Genomic DNA, 18,922 nt, shown 5'->3' with positions numbered 1-18,922 from the left:
GGAGCGTGTCGCGTCCGGCTGTGCTCGTTCCCGCGGCGGTCCCCGCCCGCCGCGGCGCGGTCGGCTTCCGAAGACGGCCGGGCAGGTGGAGCGTGTCGCCTCCGGCTACGCCGAAACGCTGCAACGCGTTTCGACGGTTCGCCTCGCGGAGGCCGTCGACCGTGGTGGCGGCCGAAGGAGTCGAAGGCCCGCGCGAACGGGCGACCGCCGCGGACATCCGCGAGGCGAACCGGCGGAACGCGTGTCAGCGTTCCGTCGTAGCCGGACGCAGGACGCTCCATCCGCCCGGCCATCTGCAGGAGCCGGCCGCGCCGCGGCGGGCGGGGACCGCCGCGGAAGAGGACTCAGCCCAGCGGGTTGATGCCGTTGGTGCGCCAGCGCTCGTCGGCGAGCTGGCCGGGGGTGCCGGCGCTGGCGTTCTCGCCCAGGGGCTCGCCGCCCTCGACGGTGTCGGCGCCGAGCGCGGTGCCGGCTCCCTCGGCGGTGCTGCCGGGAGGCAGCAGGCCCTCCTCGTCCTCGCGGGGGCCGACCTCGTCCTCGGAAGCGTTCTCGGAGCCGCTCTCGCTCATCGGGTCGTAGCCGTGGTCCGGGTCGCGGCTCTCGTCGGCCGTCGTGTTCTCCTCGACCTCGGCGTCGGCGGGGCGGACGTCGTCGGCCTTCTCCGCGTCGGTGGAGGGGGTGGCCTCGAAGCCTGCGAACTCGGGGCTGTCGTCTGCGCTCATGGCCGCCACGGTAGCACCGGGCCCGCGAGCGCCGGAGGGGGTTCCGCCGGGCGCCCGCGACGTCTCCGCCCAGCGGCCACGCCCTAGGCTCGGGGGGCTGGCACGGACGACGGGAGCGACATGCGACGACTCGGGTACGACAGGTTCGGCGGGCCCGATCTGCTCTCGTGGCGGGAGGCGCCGGTGCCGATGCCGGGTCGCGGCGAGGTCCTGGTGCGCACGCGCGCGGCGAGCATCAACGCGACCGACGAGAAGATCCTGTCCGGCTCCGCGCGGATCATGGCCGTCGGCCGCTCCCGTCCCTACGGGTTCGGGCTCGACATCGCCGGCACCGTCGAGGCGCTCGGGCCCGGGTCGCACTCGGTCGCGATCGGCGACCGCGTGGTGGGGATGACCCGCGACGGCGACGCCTTCGCCGACGCGTCCCTCGCGCGCGGCCGGTCGCTCGTCCCGCTCCCCGACTCCCTCGGCTTCGTCGAGGCCGTCACACTCGCGATGTCGGGCGGCACCGCGGTGGGTCTGGTCGACGCTCTGCGCGTGCGCGCCGGCGAGCGCGTCCTCGTCAGCGGCGGCTCGGGAGCCATCGGCGACCCGACGATCCAGCTGCTGGTGCGCGCGGGCTGCACGGTCGCGGCGACCGGCTCGGCCGCCTCCGCCGACCTCCTCCGCTCGCTCGGCGCGGAGCCGCACGACTACCGCGCGCTCGATCTGGGCGTGCTGGGCGGCCGCTTCGACGTGGTCGTCGACGTCTCCGGCCACCTGCCGGTCGACGACGCGGCGATCCTCCTGGCCGACGGCGGGCGCATCGCGACGCTGGTGCCGAGCGGTCCGGCGCTGGTCTCGCAGGCGTCGGGGCTCGTCCGCCGGGACCGCCCGCGGGTGCGCAACCTGATCGTGGTGGCGACGGCGGAGCGGATCGGGCGCGCGGTCTCGCTGGCCGCCTCCGGCGAGCTGCGGCCCCGGCCGGGTGCCGTGCATCCGCTGGGCGACGTCGTCGACGTCCTGTCGCGCCGTGCGACGGGCGCCGACCGCACGATCGGCAAGATCGTCTTCACCGCCGACGACTCGGCTCCGCTGAGCTGACCGCGGCCGACTCCTCCTCGGCGGGGCGGCCGAGCGAGAGCGTGGCCAGGAAGCCGACGGCGAGGAACCCGGCGGCGGCGAAGGCCGCGTAGCGGGTGCCGTCCGAGAACGCCTCCCCCGCCGCCCGGGCCGCGTCGGCGGTGGCCGGCGAGGCGGCCAGACCCGCGATCGCGGCGCCGGAGGAGTCGACCACCGCGTCGACGGTGCTCGCCACCTGCTCCGCGGGGAGGCCCTGATGCTCGAGCGAGGTCGTCAGGACTCCCGCGGTCGAGGTGTAGAGGATCGTCCCGAGCACGGCGATGCCGAGGGCCGAGCCGATCTGCCGGGCGGTCGACTGCGTGCCCGAGCCCTGCCCGCTGAGCTCGACGGGCACGTCCCGGAGCACGACCCCGGTCAGCTGCGCCGTCGCGAGACCGACGCCGAAGCCGTAGACGGCGAGGAACGGCACGAGAGCCCACCACGGAGTGGAGTCGGAGACGACCAGGCCGATGCCCGCGACTCCGACGATCTCGGCCGCGAGGCCCACCCGCACGATGAGGACCGGCGCGACCCGGTTGCCGAAGGCGCCGGCGAAGCCCGAGGCGACGAAGGAGCCGAGCGCGAGCGCGAGGAGCACCAGGCCGGTCTGCACGGCCGTGTAGCCGAGGACGCTCTGGAGCCAGATCGGCAGCGCCAGGATGATCCCGAACTCGCCGAGCGAGACGATCATCGCGGCGAGGTTGCCGTTGCGGAACGAGGCGAGGCGGAAGAGCCCGATCGCGAGCATCGCCGAGCGCCCGGCGCGCTCGCGGGCCCGCGCCCAGAGGACGAAGGCGACCCCGGCGAGCACCGCGACGGCGAACGCGATCGGGACCGGCGAGAGGCCCAGCGGCCAGCTCCAGCCGCCGATGCTCAGCCGTTCGTCGACCCCCCACCAGCCGAGCGTGCGCCCCTCGATCAGCGCGAACACCAGGGAGGCGGAGGCGATGATCGAGAGCGCGGCGCCGACGAGGTCGACCCGCCGCCCGTCGGGCTGCCGCGACTCGTCGACGAACAGCAGCGCTCCGACCACGATGATCACGCCCAGCGGGATGTTGATGCCGAACGCCCAGCGCCAGGAGAAGTCGGTGGTGAGCCAGCCGCCGAGCAGCGGGCCGACCGCGGTCATGCCGCCGATGGTCGAGCCCCAGACGGCGAAGGCGATGGCGCGCTCGCGACCGCGGAAGGTGGCGTTGATCAGCGAGAGGGTCGTCGGCAGCACCATCGCTCCTCCGACGCCCTGCACGACCCGGGAGAGGATCAGCAGGTCGCCGGTCGGAGCGAGCGCGGCCGCGACGGAGGAGAGCGCGAAGAGCGAGACGCCGACGATCAGCATCCGGCGCCGGCCCCAGCGGTCGGCGAGGGTCCCGAAGACCAGCAGGAGCGCGGCGAACACGAGCGTGTACGACTCCTGCACCCACTGCACCTGGGTCGAGGTGATCCCGAGATCGGCGACGATCGACGGGATGGCGACGTTGACGATGGTCGAGTCGACGATGATCGTCGCCACTCCGAGGCTGATGACGACCAGCCCGATCCACTTGCGGTTGCGCACGACGCTCTCCTCCGACGATTTAGTAAGCCAGCTGACTATATGCCCGCGGAGGGCGCCGTGTCGAAGGGAGGGCCTGGAAGATTAGCGGGAGGCGGGCGCGGCGACAAGGGCGCGAAGCTCCCGGAGGCGCCCGGTCAGGATGGACGCATGCCCGCATCCCCCCGTTCCTTCCCGTATCCCCTCGGCGTCTCCCTCCGCGGCGACGCCGGCGCCAACGTCGCCGTCTACTCCGAGACCGCGGACAGCGTCGAGGTCTGCCTCTTCGACGAGTCCGGAGCAGAGACCCGCGTCGCCCTCGCCGAGCGGACCGGCCACGTCTTCCACGGCCTCGTCCCCGAGATGGGCATCGGCACCCGCTACGGCCTCCGCGTCGACGGCCCCTGGGACCCCGCCAACGGCCTCCGCCACAACGCCGCCAAGCTCCTCCTCGACCCGCACGCCACCGCGATCGAGGGCTCCTACACCTGGTCCGAGGACGTCTTCGGCCAGTTCTACGAGGACGCCGACTCCCGCAACGACGCCGACTCCGCTCACGCGGTCCCGCGCTGCGTGGTCACCGACCCCGACTCCTTCGACTGGAGCGGCGACACCGCGCCGCGCATCCCGCTCGAGGAGACCGTCGTCTACGAGGTGCACGTGAAGGGCTTCACGAAGCTGCACCCCGACGTGCCCGAGGACATCCGCGGCACCTACCGCGGCCTCGCGCACCCCGCCGCGATCAAGCACTTCACCGACCTGGGCGTGACCTCGGTCGAGCTGCTCCCCGTCCACCAGTTCGTGCAGGACTCGCACCTCGAGGAGAAGGGCTTGCGCAACTACTGGGGCTACAACTCCCTCGGCTTCTTCGCGCCGCACAACGAGTACTCGCACGCCGGCGACGACGGCTCGCAGGTCGACGAGTTCAAGGCCATGGTCAAGGCGTTCCACGAGGCCGGCCTCGAGGTCATCCTCGACGTGGTCTACAACCACACCGCCGAGGGCAACGACAAGGGCCCGACCCTCTCGTTCAAGGGCATCGACAACGGCTCCTACTACCGCCTGGTGGAGGAGGACCGCGCGAACTACTTCGACACCACCGGCACCGGCAACAGCCTCAACGTCGCGCACCCCGCCGCGCTGGGCCTGATCATGGACTCGCTGCGCTACTGGGTGACCGAGATGCACATCGACGGCTTCCGCTTCGACCTCGCCACCACCCTCACGCGCCAGACCGGCGAAGCCGAGGTGCACAGCGCCTTCCTCGACCTGATCGCGCAGGACCCGGTGCTCGCGCCCGTCAAGATGATCGCCGAGCCGTGGGACACCGCCGGCTACCAGGTCGGCGGCTTCCCCGCGGACTGGTCGGAGTGGAACGGGAAGTTCCGCGACGACGTGCGCGACTTCTGGAACGGCGCCGACTCGGTGCTCGGCACGACCGCGCAGCGCGTCCTCGGCTCCCCCGACGTGTACGAGGCCGACCGCCGCTCGCCGGTCTCCAGCATCAACTTCGTCACCGCGCACGACGGCTTCACCCTCGCCGACCTCACCGCCTACTCGCGCAAGCACAACGCGGCGAACGGCGAGGACAACAACGACGGCGAGAGCGACAACCGCTCCTCCAACAACGGCGCCGAGGGCCCGACGGAGAGCGAGGCGGTGAACGAGCGCCGCGGCCGCATGCGCCGCAACTTCCTCGCGACGCTGCTGCTCTCGGCCGGCGTGCCGATGATCCTGGGTGGCGACGAGATCGCCCGCACCCAGGGCGGCAACAACAACGCCTACTGCCAGGACGACGAGATCTCGTGGTTCGACTGGGAGAACGCGGACCGCGAGCTGCTCGCCTTCACCCGCGAGCTGATCGCCCTCCGCGCCGCGGAGCCGGCGCTGCGCCCCAAGTGGTTCCGCCGCGCTCCCGGCGACGGCGGCCCCGACACGGTCGACATCCTCCGCTCCGACGCGCAGGGCTTCGCCGACGAGGACTGGGACAACCCCGACGCCCGCTCGATCACGTTCGTGTTCGAGCACGAGGGCAGCGCGAGCTTCGCCCTGCTGCTGAACGCGGCGGAGAACGGCGTCGAGTTCACCGTCCCCGAGGCGCCCGGCGCCGAGTGGACGCTGGCCGCCTCGAGCGACCCGGAGCAGGTCGTCGAGGGCGAGGTCACCACGCTGATCGTCCGCGACGGCTCGTTCACGCTCCTGCGCTCGGCCTCCTGATGACCGGCCGGACCCCGCGGCTCCTCCGCTTCGGCGGGCGCATCGCGGGGTTCGGCACGGCCTCGGGGACGAGGATCGTGCTGGGCCTCTGGGAGGACACTCCCTTCGGGCCGTTCGCCGACGCGATGATCGAGGACGGCGACGGCCACCGCCTCCTGATCGCACCGACCCGGGAGGTCGCGGACTTCATCGGATCGACGTACGCGTTCGACGAGGTGCGGATCGCGCCGGTGTCGTGGCGGAGGATCGCGGGCGGCCTGTCCGTCTCGTCCGGACCGCTCGCGGTGCGCCTGGAGCTCGGCGGTCTCACTCCGCTCGGCCGGCTGCTGCGGATCGTGCCGCGGCCGCTCGCCGAGCACCCTGCGTGGCTGACCGCGATCTCGCCGGTCGCCTCCCTCCTCGTGCGCGGTGTCAGCACGGCCGGGTCGGCCGGGCACGGACGCCGCGAGTACTACGGCGTTCGGGCGATCCGCCGCGTCGTGGGCGTCCACGCCGTGCTGGCGGAGGAGGACCTCGGCCCGCTGCGCCCGCTCTCGCCGCCCGTGCGGTTCGGCTTCTCGTCGGCGCCCGCCGCTCCGGCGATCGTCGACGTCACCACCACCATCGCGCTCCCGCGCGAGGGGACCACCGCGCTCCGGCGCGACCGAGAGAGAGGAGCCGCCTCGTGAAGAAGGGCGACAAGATCAGCTGGAACACCTCGCAGGGCGAGACCCACGGCGAGCTGGTCGAGAAGAAGACGAAGGAGTTCCAGTTCGAGGGGCAGAAGTTCAACGCCTCGGACGACGAGCCCTACTGGATCGTGCAGAGCGACAAGACCGACGCGAAGGCCGCGCACAAGGAGTCGTCGCTGACGAAGAAGTGAGCGGGGAACGGCGGAGCGCCGGCAGGACCGGCACTCCGCCGTACTACGCGATGCGGATGAGCTTCTTGTTCACGAACTCCTCGAGGGCGGGGCGGCCCATCTCGCGGCCGGTGCCCGAGCGCTTCACGCCGCCGAAGGGCAGCTCGGCAGCATCGCCGAGGACGAGGTTGACCCACACCATCCCCGCGTCGATCCGGTCCGCCAGGCGCAGTGCCTGCTCCTGGTCGGTCGTGTAGAGGTAGGAGCCGAGGCCGTAGGGGGTGTCGTTCGCGAGGGCGATCGCCTCGTCCTCGTCGCGGACGCGGTAGAGCGCGGCGACGGGGCCGAAGAACTCCTCGCGGTAGGCGTCCATCTCGGGGGTGACCCCCTCGAGCACGGCGGGCGGGAAGAAGTTGCCGGTCACCTCGCCGCTGGCGCGGACGACGGCCCCCTGCTCGCGCGCGGCGGCCAGCTGCGCCTCGAGGCGCTCGGTCGCGGCGGCGGAGGAGAGCGGGCCGAGGAGGGTGCCCTCCGCGAACGGGTCGGCCGGCTGGGCGCGGGTGAACGCCTCCGTGAACTTCTCGGCGAACGCGTCGTACAGCTCGTCGATCACGATGAAGCGCTTGGCGGCGTTGCAGGACTGGCCGTTGTTGTCCAGGCGCGCGGCGACCGCGTCCTCGACGGCCTTGTCGAGGTCGTCGGTCGACAGGAGCACGAACGGGTCGGACCCGCCGAGCTCGAGCACGACCTTCTTGAGGTGGCGGCCCGCGAGCTCCGCGACGGCCGCGCCGGCCCGCTCGGAGCCGGTGACGGAGACGCCCTGGACCCGGGGATCGGCGATGACGGTCGCGGCCTGCTCGTTCGTGGCGTAGAGGTTGACGTAGACGCCGGCGGGGGCGCCCAGCTCCTCGGCAGCGGTGCGGAACACGTCGGCGATGGCGGCGGCCGACTCCGGGCACTGCGGCGCGTGCTTGAGCAGGATCGTGTTGCCCGCGACCACGTTCGGGCCGGCGAAGCGGGCCACCTGGTAGTAGGGGAAGTTCCACGGCATGATGCCCAGCAGCACGCCCAGCCCGGCGCGGCGGATCAGCGCGGAGCCGGTGCCCGCGGCGAGCTCGATCGGCTCGTCGGCCAGGAAGGCCTCGCCGTTCTCGGCGTAGTAGCGGTAGATGTCGGCGGCGAAGCCGACCTCGCCCTGCGCCTGGTCGAGCGGCTTGCCCATCTCGCGGACGATGATCGCCGCGAGCTCGTCGGCGCGCTCGACGTGTAGGTCGGCCACGCGGGCGATCAGCGCCGCGCGGGTCGCGACGGGCACGGTCCGCGACCAGGAGGAGTACGCGTCCTGCGCCGAGCCGATCGCCGCGGTCAGCTCGGCGTCACCGAGGGTCGGGTACTCGCGGAGGGTCTCCCCCGTGGCCGGGTCGATCACGGCGTAGTGGGTGCTCATGCGGGCTGTGCTCCTTCGCGCTGGGGGGCCGGTGCGGTCGCGCCGTCCTCGTCGATGATCTCCTGTGCCAGGCGCCTGCCGACGCGGATGGCGCCGTCGACGTGCTGGTAGCCCTCGGCGGCGAGGTCGCTCGTGCCGAAGCGGAGCGGACCCACCGGCTCCAGCTGCAGCGCGCCGTACCGGGTCAGCCCGCCCAGGTCGAAGCTCGCGGCGTACGCGCCCTGCGTCCACTCCTCGGACGCCCAGTCGCTCTCGTAGTAGACGACCGGATCGAGCGCAGCGGGCCCGAAGTAGGCGGCGAGCGAATCGAGGATCGCGGCCTTCCGCTCCGCCTCGTCGAGCGCGAGCACGCGGTCGGCCTTCTCGTCCGAGACGAAGCCGACCAGGGTGCCGCGCTCCTCCCCGTGGTTCGAGTTGTCGTAGGCCTCGTGCACGAGCGAGTGCGGGCTGAACGCGGTGCCGGAGAGGCCGTCGGCCCGCCAGAAGGGCGCGGCGTAGGTGGCGTGCACCTTGATCACGAGGCCGAGCGACTGGTGCTGCAGGGCCTGCTGCCGCAGGCGCGGGAGCGGAGGGTCGAACGAGATGCGGCCGACGAGGTTCGGCGGGACCGCGACGATCGCGCGGCGGGCGCGGAGGACGACGCCGTCGGCGCGCACCTCGACCCCGTCGTCGCCGTAGTGGACGGAGCGGACCGGGTGCCCGAGCAGGACGCGCTCGGCGCCGAGGCGCTCGGCGAGCCGCTCCGGGACCTGCTGGAGGCCGCCGATCACGCGCTTGTCGAGGATGAAGTCGGCGTCGACCAGGTTGCTGAAGCTCCCCGCGCTCGCGGCCATCAGGAGCGCCTGGAGGAGGGAGAAGGAGTGCGCGGGCTTGGTGAGCATGGCGTCGGCGAGGAAGAGGGCGATGTTCGCCCGCGCCTCCTCGTCGTCGCTCTGCTGCTCCAGCCAGGCGGCGAAGGTGATGCGGTCGTAGTCGCGGGCGAGCGGATGCGTCCACGGCGCCGCCGGGTCCGTCTCGGCGACGAGGCGGTCGAGCACCTCGATCAGGCGGGAGATCTCGGACTCGGTGCGCTCGCTCCCGGGGAAGATGTCGCCGGTGAAGCGGCGGGCGGAGCCGTCGGCGCCGATGTAGACGCTCTCGCCCTCGCGGTGGCGGGAGTAGGTGCCGAGACCGAGCTCGTCGAGCGTCTCGAGGAGCGCGGTCTGGTCCGGCGAGACCCACTGGCCGCCGAGCTCGAGGAGCTGCCCGTCGACCACCCGGGTCTCGAGCCGGCCGCCCACGCGCTCGCGCGCCTCGACGACGACGACGTCGAGTCCGTGCTGCCGCAGCCGGAGCGCCGCGGTGAGTCCGGTGGCGCCGGCTCCGATCACGACGACGTCGTGCTCGCTGGGGGACATGACTTCTCTTTCCGTCGGTGATCGCGGGAGTGGACGCGCGGATACGGACGATCCTGTCACAGAAGCGGAGGAGAACGTCAGTGCGTGCGCCCGACGGAGGGCCGACTCGGAGGCCCCTCCACTCAACTACATAGGCGTGCTATATTGTTCCCCGTGCCCGATTCCAGTGCCCCCGTGCGCCTCGCCTCCGCCGCCACCGCCCTCACGCGGTTCGCCGGCCGGGCGAGCGGCGCGACCGGGCTCGGCGCGCAGTCCGGAGCCGTCTGGTCGACGCTCGCCGAGCTGCGCACCGCCTCCCCCTCCCGCCTCGGCGAGCTCGCCGCGCGGGTCCGCGTCACCCAGCCGACGATGACCGGCATCATCGCCCGCCTCGACGAGGCCGGCTGGATCCGCCGCGTCCACGACGCCGGCGACGGCCGCGCCTGGCTGATCGAGGCCACTGCCGCCGGCGTCGACGCCCTCGCCGAGCACCGGCTCCGCCTCGAGGCCGCCCTGGCCCCGCTGTTCGAGGACCTCGACGAGGACGACCGCCTCGCCCTCGAGCGCGCCGCGGCCCTCGTCGAGGCCCGCGTCGCCCGGATCGCCGGCACCCCCGTCCCCTCCTCCCCCGAGAAAGGCTCCACGCCGTGACCACCTCCCCCCACTCGCCCGCCCAGGGCTCGATCCTGAAGCAGCCGCTGGCCGTCTGGGCCGTCGCCTTCGCCGCGGTGATCGCCTTCATGGGGATCGGCCTGGTCGACCCGATCCTCCCGGCCATCGCCGAGAGCCTGCAGGCGACTCCGACCGAGACCTCCCTGCTCTTCACGAGCTACCTCGTCATCACCGGCGTCGTGATGTTCTTCACCAGCTGGCTCTCCAGCCGCATCGGCGCCAAGAAGACCCTGATGATCGGCCTGGTGCTGATCGTGGTGTTCGCCGCGCTCGCCGGCACGGCGGGCAGCGTCGAGGGCGTCATCGGCTTCCGCGCGGGCTGGGGCTTCGGCAACGCGCTGTTCATCTCGACCGCGCTGTCGACCATCGTCGGCGCGGCGAGCGGAGGCTCCTCCGCGGCGATCGTGCTCTACGAGGCCGCGCTGGGCATCGGCATCGCCATCGGCCCGCTGCTCGGCGGGCTCCTCGGCAGCGTCTCGTGGCGCGGTCCCTTCTTCGGGACCGCCGTGCTGATGGCCGTCGGCTTCATCGCCATCGCGACACTCCTGCGCGAGGACGGCCCGAAGCCCGCCCCGACTCCGCTCTCGGCGCCGTTCGCGGCCCTCAAGGTCCCGGCCATCCGCACCCTGGCGGGCGCCGCCCTGTTCTACAACATCGGCTTCTTCGTGCTGCTCGCCTACACGCCCTACCCGCTGGGGCTGGACGAGATGGGCCTCGGCTTCACGTTCTTCGGCTGGGGCCTGGGCGTGGCGATCACCTCCGTGTTCGTCGCCCCGCTGCTCACCCGGCGCCTCCCGCGCACCGTGGTGCTGCGCTCGGTGCTGGTGCTGCTCGCGCTCGACCTGATCGCCGGCGGCCTCGTGATCTCGTCCCGCGTCGGCCTGATCGTCTGCATCATCGTCGGCGGTCTCCTGCTCGGAGTCGTCAACACGGTGCTCACCGAGTGCGTGATGGAGGCGACCGACCTTCCCCGCTCCGTCGCCTCGTCCGCCTACTCCGGCGTCCGCTTCCTCGGCGGCGCGATCGCCCCGCCCGCCGCCTCCGCCCTGGCCGCCGCGATCTCGCCGGCCTTCCCGATGTACGCCGCGGCCGGAGCCGTCGCCGTCGCCGCGCTGATCGTGCTGCTCGGACGCCGCACCCTGGCCCGCGCCGACGCCCACGAGCCCGAGCCCGAGCTCGTCGAGGCGCAGGCGATCACGCTCGGCGAGTGACGCGCCCGGCGGGCTTCAGGGGCCCGCCGAGGCGTCGCGAACGGTCGTCATCCGGGCAGGGTGACGGCCGTTCGTGACGCCTGGACGCGGTCGAGCGGGAAGGGCGCAGGATCCGACCTGTGGAGAACCGGTTCACGAGTGTCGGGAGGCGGGACAGTGGCCGGATGCACGATCCCTCGCCGGTCCCGATCGGACTCCACCGCCGCGCCTTCACCGTCGCTGAGGCCCGCGCGAAGGGTCTGAGCCGCGGACGGCTCCGCAGCTCCGACCTCCACCGCCCCTTCCACGGGGTCCGCACCGCCGACCCCGACCCGGGCCTGCACCTGCGCGCGGAGGCGCTCCTCGCGCTGGTCGGTCCGGAAGCGCTCCTGAGCCATCTGACGGCGGCGCGGCTCTGGCCGCTCGATCTCCCTCCCGCCGCTGCGGACGAGCCGGTGCACGTCAGCGTCCGCCGGCCGGGACGCGCTCCCCGGCACCGGAACGTCGTCGGCCACTCCCTCGCCGATCGCGACGTCCGCCGGGTCCTGCGCCGCGGACTTCCCCTGACCGATCCGGCCTCGCTCTTCTGCCACCTCTCCGCGCTCCTCGAGCCGGACGACCTCGTCGCGGTGGGCGACGCGCTGGTGCGCACGCCGGTCGTCGGCGATCCGGCCGACCGACGGCCCTGGGTGCCGCTGCCCGACCTGCGGGAGCGCGTGTCGGCCTTCCGCGGGCGAGGCTCTGTGCGGCTCCGCGCGGCGCTCGCTCTGGTGCGCGACGGGGCGGAGTCGCGGCAGGAGTCGCGGTTCCGGCTCGCGTCGCTCCGGGCGGGGCTCCCGGAGCCGGTGCTGCAGGAGCCGCTGTTCGACGCCGACGGGGTCTTCGTCGGGCGGCCCGACGGCTGGTACCCCGCGGAGCGGGTCGCGTGGGAATACGAGGGCGACGAGCACCGCAGCAGCAACAGGCGCTTCGCGCGCGACCTCGGCCGCTACGACGACCTCGCCTCGATCGGCGTCCGCGTCGTCCGCATCGTCGGCGCCGAGTTCGTCCCGCACCCCGAGCGCTCCGTCGAGCGCCTGCGCCGCGCCCTCGCGGAACGGGCTCCGCATCGACGACCGCCGACGCGTCACGAACGGTCGTCATCACGCCGGAGTGGCGACCGTTCGTGACGCATCGCGGGAGGGTGCGCGCTCAGCGCTCAGGGCGCGACCTCGAAGAGGCGCGGGCGCAGCGCGGACGTGCGCGGGTCGGCGGCGCAGGCGGCGAGCGCCGCCGCGAGGACGCCGCGGGCCGGGTGCGGCTCGCGGACGTACACGTCGACGCCGGCGGGCGTGAAGGGCGTCCGGGCGAAGCGGGTGAGCGCCCAGCCCGCCTCCTCGTCGGCGGCGGCGAACGACCAGCGGCTGCGGGCGAGGAGGGTCAGCGGCTCGACGCCGCGCCAGCGGAAGCCGGACGGATCGCGCGGGTCGGGGGTGTCGATCCCCACCACGTAGTGCGAGCGGGTGCGGCCGCGCCAGCTGACGACGTCGCCGATCTCGCCGGTCGGGAGCGGCGCGTACGTGATCGCCACCCCCGACCGCGAGCGCCAGAGCGGCAGCGAGGAGCCCCGGACGAACCAGGTGCCGCTCGCGAGCGCCCGCGCGTCGATCATCGGAGGGCGTGCTTGATGTTGGTGCGGGCCAGCGCGACGGCCTCGCCCGCTCCTCCGTTCATCACGATCTTCGACACCGCCAGCGCGAAGCCCTTGACCTGCGCGCCCGTGATCGTGGGCGGCAGCGAGAGGGCGAGCGGATCCGTCACCACGTCGACGAGGACCGGGCCGCCGTCGGCGAGCGCCGAGCGGAGGGCCTCCTCCACGTCGCGCGGGTCCTCGACGCGGATCCCGCGGATGCCGATCGCCTCCGCCACCTTCGCGTAGTCGACCATCGGCACGTCGACGGCGAAGTCCGGGAAGCCGTCGACCAGCATCTCGACCTTCACCAGTCCGAGCGTGGAGTTGTTGAACACGACGATCGTCACGGGCAGCCGGTAGGCGGCGACCGTGACCAGCTCGCCCATCAGCATCGAGAGCCCGCCGTCGCCGCTCAGCGACACGACCTGGCGCCCCGGGTGCGAGAGCTGCGCGCCGACCGCCTGCGGGAGCGCGTTCGCCATCGAGCCGTGCATGTAGGAGCCGAGCAGGCGCCGCTTCCCGTTGGGCGTGATGTAGCGGGCCTGCCAGACGTTGCCCATGCCGGTGTCGGCGGTGACGATCGCGTCCTCGGAGAGCAGGCCGTCGAGCGTGGAGGCGACGAGCTCGGGGTGGATCGGACTGCGCGTGCCGACCTCGGTGTACTTCCCGACGACTCCGGTGACCAGCTTCTCGTGCTTCTTCAGCGTCTTGTCGAGGAAGCGGTGGTCCTTCCGCTGCACGAGCGGGGTCAGTGCGGTGAGGGTCGCCGCCACGTCGCCGTGGACGGGGTGCGCGACGCTGACGCGGCGCCCGAGCTTCGAGGCGTCGCTGTCGACCTGCGCGATGACCACCTTCGAGGCGTCGGGGAGGAACTGCTCGTAGGGGAAGTCGGTGCCGAGGAGGAGGAGCAGGTCGGCGTCGTGCATGCCGGCGTGCGCCGCTCCGTAGCCGAGGAGGCCCGTCATGCCGACGTCGTAGGGGTTGTCGTACTGGATCCACTCCTTGCCGCGCAGGCTGTGCCCGACGGGCGCTCCTACCAGCTCGGCGAAGGCGACGACCTCGTCGTGCGCGTTCTGCACTCCGGCGCCCGCGAAGATCGCGACGGTCCGCGCCTGGTCGATCGCGGCCGCGAGGGCGCGGACGTCGGCCTCGGCCGGGACCAGGACGGGCGTCGACGGCAGCACGAACGCGGGGAAGCCGTCCACCGCCTCCAGCTCGGCGATGTCGCCGGGGAGGGTGACCACGGCGACTCCGCGGAGGGCCACCGCACTGCGCATCGCGGCGTTCACGACGCGCGGGGCCTGGGCGGCGGTCGAGATCAGCTCGCGGTAGTTCGAGCACTCGACGAAGAGCCGGTCGGGGTGCGTCTCCTGGAAGTAGGACGAGCCGATCTCGTTGCTGGGGATGTGGCTCGCGATGGCGAGCACCGGGGCGGAGGAGCGGTGCGCGTCGTAGAGGCCGTTGATGAGGTGCAGGTTGCCGGGGCCGCAGCTGCCGGCGCAGACGGCGAGGCGCCCGGTGAGCTGCGCCTCCGCCCCGGCGGCGAAGGCGGCCGCCTCCTCGTTGCGCACGTGGATCCAGTCGATGCCTCCCTTCTCGGAGCCGCCGCTGCGGCGCACCGCGTCGACGATCGGATTCAGCGAGTCGCCGACGATCCCGTAGATGCGGGAGACGCCGGCGTCGATGAGCTGGGCGATGAGCTGGTCTGCGATCGTCTTCTGAGCCATGACCCCATTCGACCGGACCGGGCCGAGCGTCCGCTACTCCGGAAAGTGGAGATCCGGGTCGAGTGCATCCCCCTCGGGACGGATGCCTTGCACCCCTAGCCTGGGAGTCGTCACAGGAACACCTCCGTGCCGCTGATCCCGGGAGTCGCCATGAACCGCCGCAGAACCGCCCTCGTCCTGGCCGCCGGCGCAGCCCTCGCCCTCGGCCTGACCGGCTGCTCGGGCCTGAACGGCCTGATGGGAGGCGAGACCCGCGACGACGAGACCGGGGAGATCACGGAGGGCGGGACGACCGACGTCTTCCAGCTGCGCGTGGGCGACTGCCTGAACGGCGAGCTCAGCGAGGAGGCGACCGAGGTCACCGACGTGCCGACCGTGCCCTGCACCGAGCCGCACGTCTACGAGGTGTTCCAGAACCTGACGATGGCCGACGCCGACGAGTACCCGGGCGAGTCCGTCGCGACGGAGCAGGCCGAGACCGACTGCGTCACGGCGTTCGAGTCGTTCACCGGGATCGGCTACCAGGACTCGGCGTACGACTTCAGCTACTACTACCCGACCGCCGAGAGCTGGGGCACGGGCGACCGGACGATCAACTGCATGATCACCGACCCGAACGGGCCGAGCACGGGCACGCTGGCGGGCGTCGCGGCCTGATCGGCGTCCCCGCGCGCGGCCGGGTCAGCCCCGGTCGCGCGCGGGGAACAGGCGCAGCAGCAGGCCCGAGCCGATCCAGACCACGGCGATCCCCGCGACGAGCCACGAGGCTCCGAGGCCGGACGCCGCTCCCGCCAGCACGGCGCCGACGGCCGCGGCGGCGGAGCGCAGCCCCGCGCCGATCGTGAACACCTGCGAGCGGACGGCGGCGGGGCTCTCCTGGTCGCGCAGGAGCAGCATCGCGGCGTTCGAGGGGGCCGTGAAGACGCCCGCGACCGCGAAGGCGGCGATCGCCACGACGATCCCCAGGTCGGGGACGGCGACCAGGAGGACGGCGCCGGTCGCGATGTAGGCGGCACCCATGGTCCACGCCGGCGGACGGCGGGTCCAGCGGCGGGCCGCCACCGCGAGGGCGCCGAGCAGGCCGCCCACGGCGAAGGCGGTCAGGATCCACGCGGCGGCGTCGGTGCTGCCCAGCCTCTCCACCGAGAGGCTGATCGCCGCGACCCCCGCCGCTCCGCCCGCGACCTGGCTGAGCGTGCCCGCCGAGGTGACCACCGCGATCGGCCGGTGCCGCACGAGGTGGGTGACGCCCGCGACGATCGTCCGCAGCACGCCGACCGTCGGCGCCGGACGCGCCTCCATCGCCAGGCCGAGCGATCCGACGACGCCGATGAGGGCGAGGACCGCCATGGCGAGCATCGCGGTCCGCGCTCCCCCGACTCCGACCGCGAGGCCCACGATCGCGGGCCCGCTGATCGAGGCGACCGTGTACGAGAGCGAGTCCTGCGCGTAGGCGCGGCGCGGCTCCGGGATGGCGCTGGTGACGAAGCTCGACATGCCGCCCATGTAGACGGGCGTCGCGAGCCCCGCGAGGAGCAGCAGCACCACGATGAGCGGAGTCGGCACCTCGCCGAGGAAGGCGGCGACCGCGAAGGCGACGGCGGTCGTGAGCGCGGCGCCGACCAGGAGCCGGCGGGGGCGGCGGACCCGGTCGAGCACCGTGCCGACGAGCGGCGCGGCGATCACGGCGGGGAAGAGCGCCGCGCCGGTCAGGGCGCCGCCGAGCGCGACGTCGCCGAGACGCTCGACGGCGAGGACGGGGAGGGCGACGACCATGCCGGCGCTGGCCAGGCGGAGGGGGATCGACGCGGCCTGGTAGCTGACCGCGCTCATGCGGGACCGGGGATCGACATCACCTCCGATGGTGCCACGACTGCGCAGCCGGGTCTGCCGGGGAGGCAGGCCACCGGCGTCCGAGCGGCCTGCGGCGGCGCGCCCTAGGCGATCGGCGTCCGCGCCGCGAGCTCGGCCGCCGCCGCGACGCCCAGCCGCCAGGGCGCGCCGTGGCCGGGCAGGAGGGTCCGCGCCCCGGTCCCGGCGAGCACCCGCAGCGAGTCGAGGGACTTCGCTGTGTCGGCGGTGGCGGCGCGCGCGACCAGGTGCGGGCCGGTGCGCGCGGAGTAGGGGTCGAGCGTGACCAGCGCGTCTCCGCCGATCACCGTGTCGCGCTCGGGCAGGTGCAGCGAGACGTGCCCGTCGGTGTGCCCCGGAGTCGCCAGCACGCGGGGCGACCCGGGCACGTCGAGCACCGCCCCGGCGGTCAGCGGCAGCGTCCCGTGCACGGGCGGCACCGCGAGCGCGCCCGCACGGGCCATCGCGCCGAGCACCGGGATCGCGGAGGGGTGCAGCAGCGGGTACACGAACGGCGTGCGCTGACGGCGGTAGGAGTAGGGCTGCGCGGCGAGCGGCTCGTCGGCTGCGTGCAGGTGCACGGGGACGCCCCGCCGGACGAGGCCGCGGGCGACGCCGAGGTGGTCGAAGTGCGCGTGGGTCAGCACGAGGGCGTCGATGTCGCCGAGCGAGCGGCCGAGCACCTCCAGCGCGCGGATCAGGTGCGGCCACGTCCTCGGGAGCCCGGCGTCGACGACGGTCAGCCGGCCGGCCTCCTCGATCAGGTAGAGGTTCGTCCAGGCGTGCTCGAGCCGGTGCACACCGGGCGCGACGTCCCGGTGCAGGCTCGCTCCGCCCCCTCGCCGCTGCTGCCGGTGCTGCTGCTCGTCCATCGTGCTCCCGCCCCTTCGGGCACGCGCCCGATCGCGACGACGCTACGAGCGTCTGCGACGGATCGGACAGGGCGTTGACGGCGGGGGTCCGCGTCGTGCAGGGGTCAGCGGCGCCGCCCGCGGAGGGCGAGCTGCGCCGCGGCGAGCAGGAGGAGGACCGCGAAGAGGATCCCGGACACGCGCGCCGGCAGGAGGAAGGAGAGCGCCACTCCGGCGAAGGAGAACGCCGTGGCGGTGAGCCCGACGACCAGGCCCGCCCGCACGTCGAGCAGGCCGCGCCGGGCGTTCGCGATCGAGCCGGTGACCGCCGTGGGGATCATCGCGGCGAGCGAGGTGCCCTTGGCCAGGAGGTCCGCGAGCCCGAAGGCGCCGACCAGGACCGGCACGGCGATCGCTCCGCCGCCGATGCCGAAGAGGCCGGAGGCGACGCCCATCCCGATGCCGAGCCCCGCGAATCCGGGCCACACGCCCCAGCCCTCTGCGACGTCGCCGGTGTCGTTCGAGCCGAACACGGCCATCCGCACCGCCGCGGCCACGAGCAGCGCCACGAACATCCAGCGCAGCACGCCGAGGGGCAGCCGCGCGAGCAGCCAGGATCCGGCCACCGCCCCGAGCATCGCCGCGGCCGCGATCACCGCCGCCGGAACCCAGGCGACCTGGCCGGCGAGGGCGTAGCCGAACGCCCCGGCGACCGAGGTCGGGGCGATCGCGAGCAGCGAGGTGGCGGAGGCGCGGCGCTGGTCCATCCCGGCCCAGGCGATCAGCATCGGCACCATCACGATGCCGCCGCCGACGCCGAACGCGCCCGACAGGGTTCCGCCGACGGCGCCGATCAGGGCCAGGACGAGCAGGGTGCGCGGGCGCACGCGTGCGGCCGTCCGATCGGGGAGGGGCGCCTGCGGGGCGGTCGCGTCGGTCACGGCTCCATGCCACCACAGCGCCGAGCCGAGGGCGAATCGCCGCGCGAGGACTTCGTTCCTGAGAGGACCCGCCCGGAGCCGCGCGGCTCTCTGGCAGTTGCCTGGGCGGGCCGAATCCGACCGTGACGTTCGGCGTCGACGGAGCGTCCTACCTGCGTACCCCGCCTGATCGAGCGATCGGGCCCCGAGCGAAAGAGGAGACCATGGCCGAGACCACCGCGTCCACCACCCGTCAGACCAGCACCGGATCCGGACGCACCGTGATCGAGGACGGCGTCATCGCCAAGGTCGCCGGCATCGCCGCGCGCGAGGTCCCGGGCGTCCACGCCCTCGGCGGCGGAGCGGCCCGGGCGATCGGCGCCCTCCGCAGCGCGATCGGCAACGACGACCGCGGCCAGGGCGTCAAGGTCGAGGTCGGCGAGCGCCAGGTCGCGGCCGACGTGACCATCGTCGCCGAGTACCCCGCGCCGCTGCAGAAGGTCGCCGAGGACGTGCGCTCCGCCGTCGCCGACGCGATCCAGCACATCGCCGGCATGGAGGTCGCCGAGATCAACGTGACCGTCCAGGACGTCCACATCCCCGAGGACGACACCCAGGAGTCCGACCCGCGCGTCGTCTGACCGTTCCCCCGCACCGACGCCCCGGGCCGAACGGCACCGGGGCGTCGGTGTGTCGGTGTGTCTGCGACCCTGCGCCGACTCCCGAGACGTCCCCCCGCGCCCGAGCCCCTGAGCCATCCCCCGGCCTCCGACCCGATCCCCCGACCCGAACAGGAGCGATGAC

18 protein-coding genes are annotated in these 18,922 nt (G+C 73.6%); 9 read left to right on the top strand and 9 right to left on the bottom strand.

Going from position 1 to position 18,922, the window contains the following annotated elements; translation table 11 throughout:
- Nucleotides 1-344: 344 nt before the first annotated feature.
- On the bottom strand, nt 345-722 hold the full coding sequence (locus C5C24_RS09790; protein ID WP_146082576.1) for a hypothetical protein: 378 nt from the start codon (nt 720-722) through the stop codon (nt 345-347).
- Nucleotides 723-842: 120 nt separating this feature from the next.
- Here C5C24_RS09790 and C5C24_RS09785 point away from each other — a divergent pair, with 120 nt between their 5' ends.
- Nucleotides 843-1,805 (top strand): NADP-dependent oxidoreductase, encoded by a 963-nt coding sequence (locus C5C24_RS09785; protein ID WP_104276292.1) that lies wholly within the window; start codon nt 843-845, stop codon nt 1,803-1,805.
- Here C5C24_RS09785 and C5C24_RS09780 read toward each other — a convergent pair.
- Complete coding sequence (locus C5C24_RS09780) at nt 1,774-3,378, bottom strand: DHA2 family efflux MFS transporter permease subunit (RefSeq protein ID WP_104304843.1); 1,605 nt, start codon at nt 3,376-3,378, stop codon at nt 1,774-1,776. The genes C5C24_RS09785 and C5C24_RS09780 overlap by 32 nt on opposite strands.
- A gap of 147 nt (nt 3,379-3,525) precedes the next feature.
- On the opposite strand from C5C24_RS09780, the gene glgX reads away from it, so the two are divergent.
- From glgX to C5C24_RS09765, 3 genes are read left to right on the top strand one after another with little or no spacing between them, the layout of a single operon-like run.
- Entirely contained in the window at nt 3,526-5,571 is a 2,046-nt protein-coding gene (gene glgX, locus C5C24_RS09775) for a glycogen debranching protein GlgX (protein WP_104304842.1), read from the top strand.
- A complete protein-coding gene (locus tag C5C24_RS09770; protein ID WP_104304841.1) occupies nt 5,571-6,239 on the top strand; it encodes a hypothetical protein in 669 nt (222 codons plus the stop codon). Before glgX ends, C5C24_RS09770 begins: the two co-directional genes overlap by 1 nt.
- On the top strand, nt 6,236-6,433 hold the full coding sequence (locus C5C24_RS09765; protein ID WP_056866275.1) for a DUF2945 domain-containing protein: 198 nt from the start codon (nt 6,236-6,238) through the stop codon (nt 6,431-6,433). The genes C5C24_RS09770 and C5C24_RS09765 overlap by 4 nt, the downstream gene beginning before the upstream one ends.
- Nucleotides 6,434-6,476: 43 nt before the next feature.
- Here the strand turns inward: C5C24_RS09765 and C5C24_RS09760 are convergent, their stop codons facing one another.
- Both C5C24_RS09760 and C5C24_RS09755 read right to left on the bottom strand, forming a co-directional pair.
- Nucleotides 6,477-7,859 carry an NAD-dependent succinate-semialdehyde dehydrogenase gene (locus tag C5C24_RS09760; RefSeq protein WP_104304840.1) on the bottom strand — a complete coding sequence of 461 codons (1,383 nt, stop codon included), beginning with the start codon at nt 7,857-7,859 and terminating at the stop codon, nt 6,477-6,479.
- Nucleotides 7,856-9,256, bottom strand: coding sequence for an NAD(P)/FAD-dependent oxidoreductase (locus C5C24_RS09755; protein ID WP_104304839.1), 1,401 nt, complete (start codon nt 9,254-9,256; stop codon nt 7,856-7,858). Before C5C24_RS09755 ends, C5C24_RS09760 begins: the two co-directional genes overlap by 4 nt.
- A gap of 153 nt (nt 9,257-9,409) precedes the next feature.
- Here C5C24_RS09755 and C5C24_RS09750 point away from each other — a divergent pair, with 153 nt between their 5' ends.
- The 3 genes from C5C24_RS09750 (at nt 9,410) to C5C24_RS09740 (ending at nt 12,266) form a co-directional block, all read left to right on the top strand.
- The gene (locus C5C24_RS09750) at nt 9,410-9,886 is read left to right on the top strand and encodes a MarR family winged helix-turn-helix transcriptional regulator (RefSeq protein ID WP_181110321.1); all 477 of its coding nucleotides are present in this window, start codon (nt 9,410-9,412) and stop codon (nt 9,884-9,886) included.
- The gene (locus tag C5C24_RS09745) at nt 9,883-11,118 is read left to right on the top strand and encodes an MFS transporter (protein WP_104304838.1); all 1,236 of its coding nucleotides are present in this window, start codon (nt 9,883-9,885) and stop codon (nt 11,116-11,118) included. Before C5C24_RS09750 ends, C5C24_RS09745 begins: the two co-directional genes overlap by 4 nt.
- A gap of 164 nt (nt 11,119-11,282) precedes the next feature.
- Entirely contained in the window at nt 11,283-12,266 is a 984-nt protein-coding gene (locus C5C24_RS09740) for a hypothetical protein (protein WP_104304837.1), read from the top strand.
- A 29-nt stretch (nt 12,267-12,295) separates the two neighbouring features.
- On the opposite strand, the gene C5C24_RS09735 is transcribed toward C5C24_RS09740, so the two are convergent.
- Nucleotides 12,296-12,748, bottom strand: coding sequence for a hypothetical protein (locus C5C24_RS09735; protein WP_104304836.1), 453 nt, complete (start codon nt 12,746-12,748; stop codon nt 12,296-12,298).
- Nucleotides 12,745-14,496: a pyruvate dehydrogenase gene (locus C5C24_RS09730; protein ID WP_104276303.1), complete on the bottom strand. Its 1,752-nt coding sequence runs from the start codon at nt 14,494-14,496 to the stop codon at nt 12,745-12,747. Before C5C24_RS09730 ends, C5C24_RS09735 begins: the two co-directional genes overlap by 4 nt.
- 150 nt (nt 14,497-14,646) lie before the next feature.
- Between C5C24_RS09730 and C5C24_RS09725 the strand changes: the two genes are divergently transcribed.
- Complete coding sequence (locus tag C5C24_RS09725) at nt 14,647-15,153, top strand: septum formation family protein (RefSeq protein ID WP_146082575.1); 507 nt, start codon at nt 14,647-14,649, stop codon at nt 15,151-15,153.
- 24 nt (nt 15,154-15,177) lie between these two features.
- Here the strand turns inward: C5C24_RS09725 and C5C24_RS09720 are convergent, their stop codons facing one another.
- From C5C24_RS09720 to C5C24_RS09710, 3 genes are all read right to left on the bottom strand, one after another.
- The gene (locus C5C24_RS09720; RefSeq protein ID WP_104276305.1) at nt 15,178-16,329 is read right to left on the bottom strand and encodes an MFS transporter; all 1,152 of its coding nucleotides are present in this window, start codon (nt 16,327-16,329) and stop codon (nt 15,178-15,180) included.
- Between the two features lie 104 nt (nt 16,330-16,433).
- Nucleotides 16,434-17,219, bottom strand: a complete 786-nt coding sequence (locus C5C24_RS09715; protein WP_104304835.1) for an MBL fold metallo-hydrolase — start codon at nt 17,217-17,219, stop codon at nt 16,434-16,436.
- A gap of 104 nt (nt 17,220-17,323) precedes the next feature.
- Nucleotides 17,324-18,139 (bottom strand): sulfite exporter TauE/SafE family protein, encoded by an 816-nt coding sequence (locus C5C24_RS09710; RefSeq protein WP_104276307.1) that lies wholly within the window; start codon nt 18,137-18,139, stop codon nt 17,324-17,326.
- Nucleotides 18,140-18,342: 203 nt separating this feature from the next.
- Between C5C24_RS09710 and C5C24_RS09705 the strand changes: the two genes are divergently transcribed.
- Complete coding sequence (locus C5C24_RS09705; protein WP_104276308.1) at nt 18,343-18,759, top strand: Asp23/Gls24 family envelope stress response protein; 417 nt, start codon at nt 18,343-18,345, stop codon at nt 18,757-18,759.
- Nucleotides 18,760-18,922: the final 163 nt, after the last annotated feature.

Origin of the sequence: Rathayibacter sp. AY2B3 (assembly GCF_002931755.1) — a bacterium.
In the GTDB taxonomy this organism is placed as follows: Bacteria; Actinomycetota; Actinomycetes; order Actinomycetales; family Microbacteriaceae; genus Rathayibacter.
The sequence above is the reverse complement of the archived record's forward strand: the minus strand, read 5'-3'. Positions and strand labels throughout refer to the sequence as shown.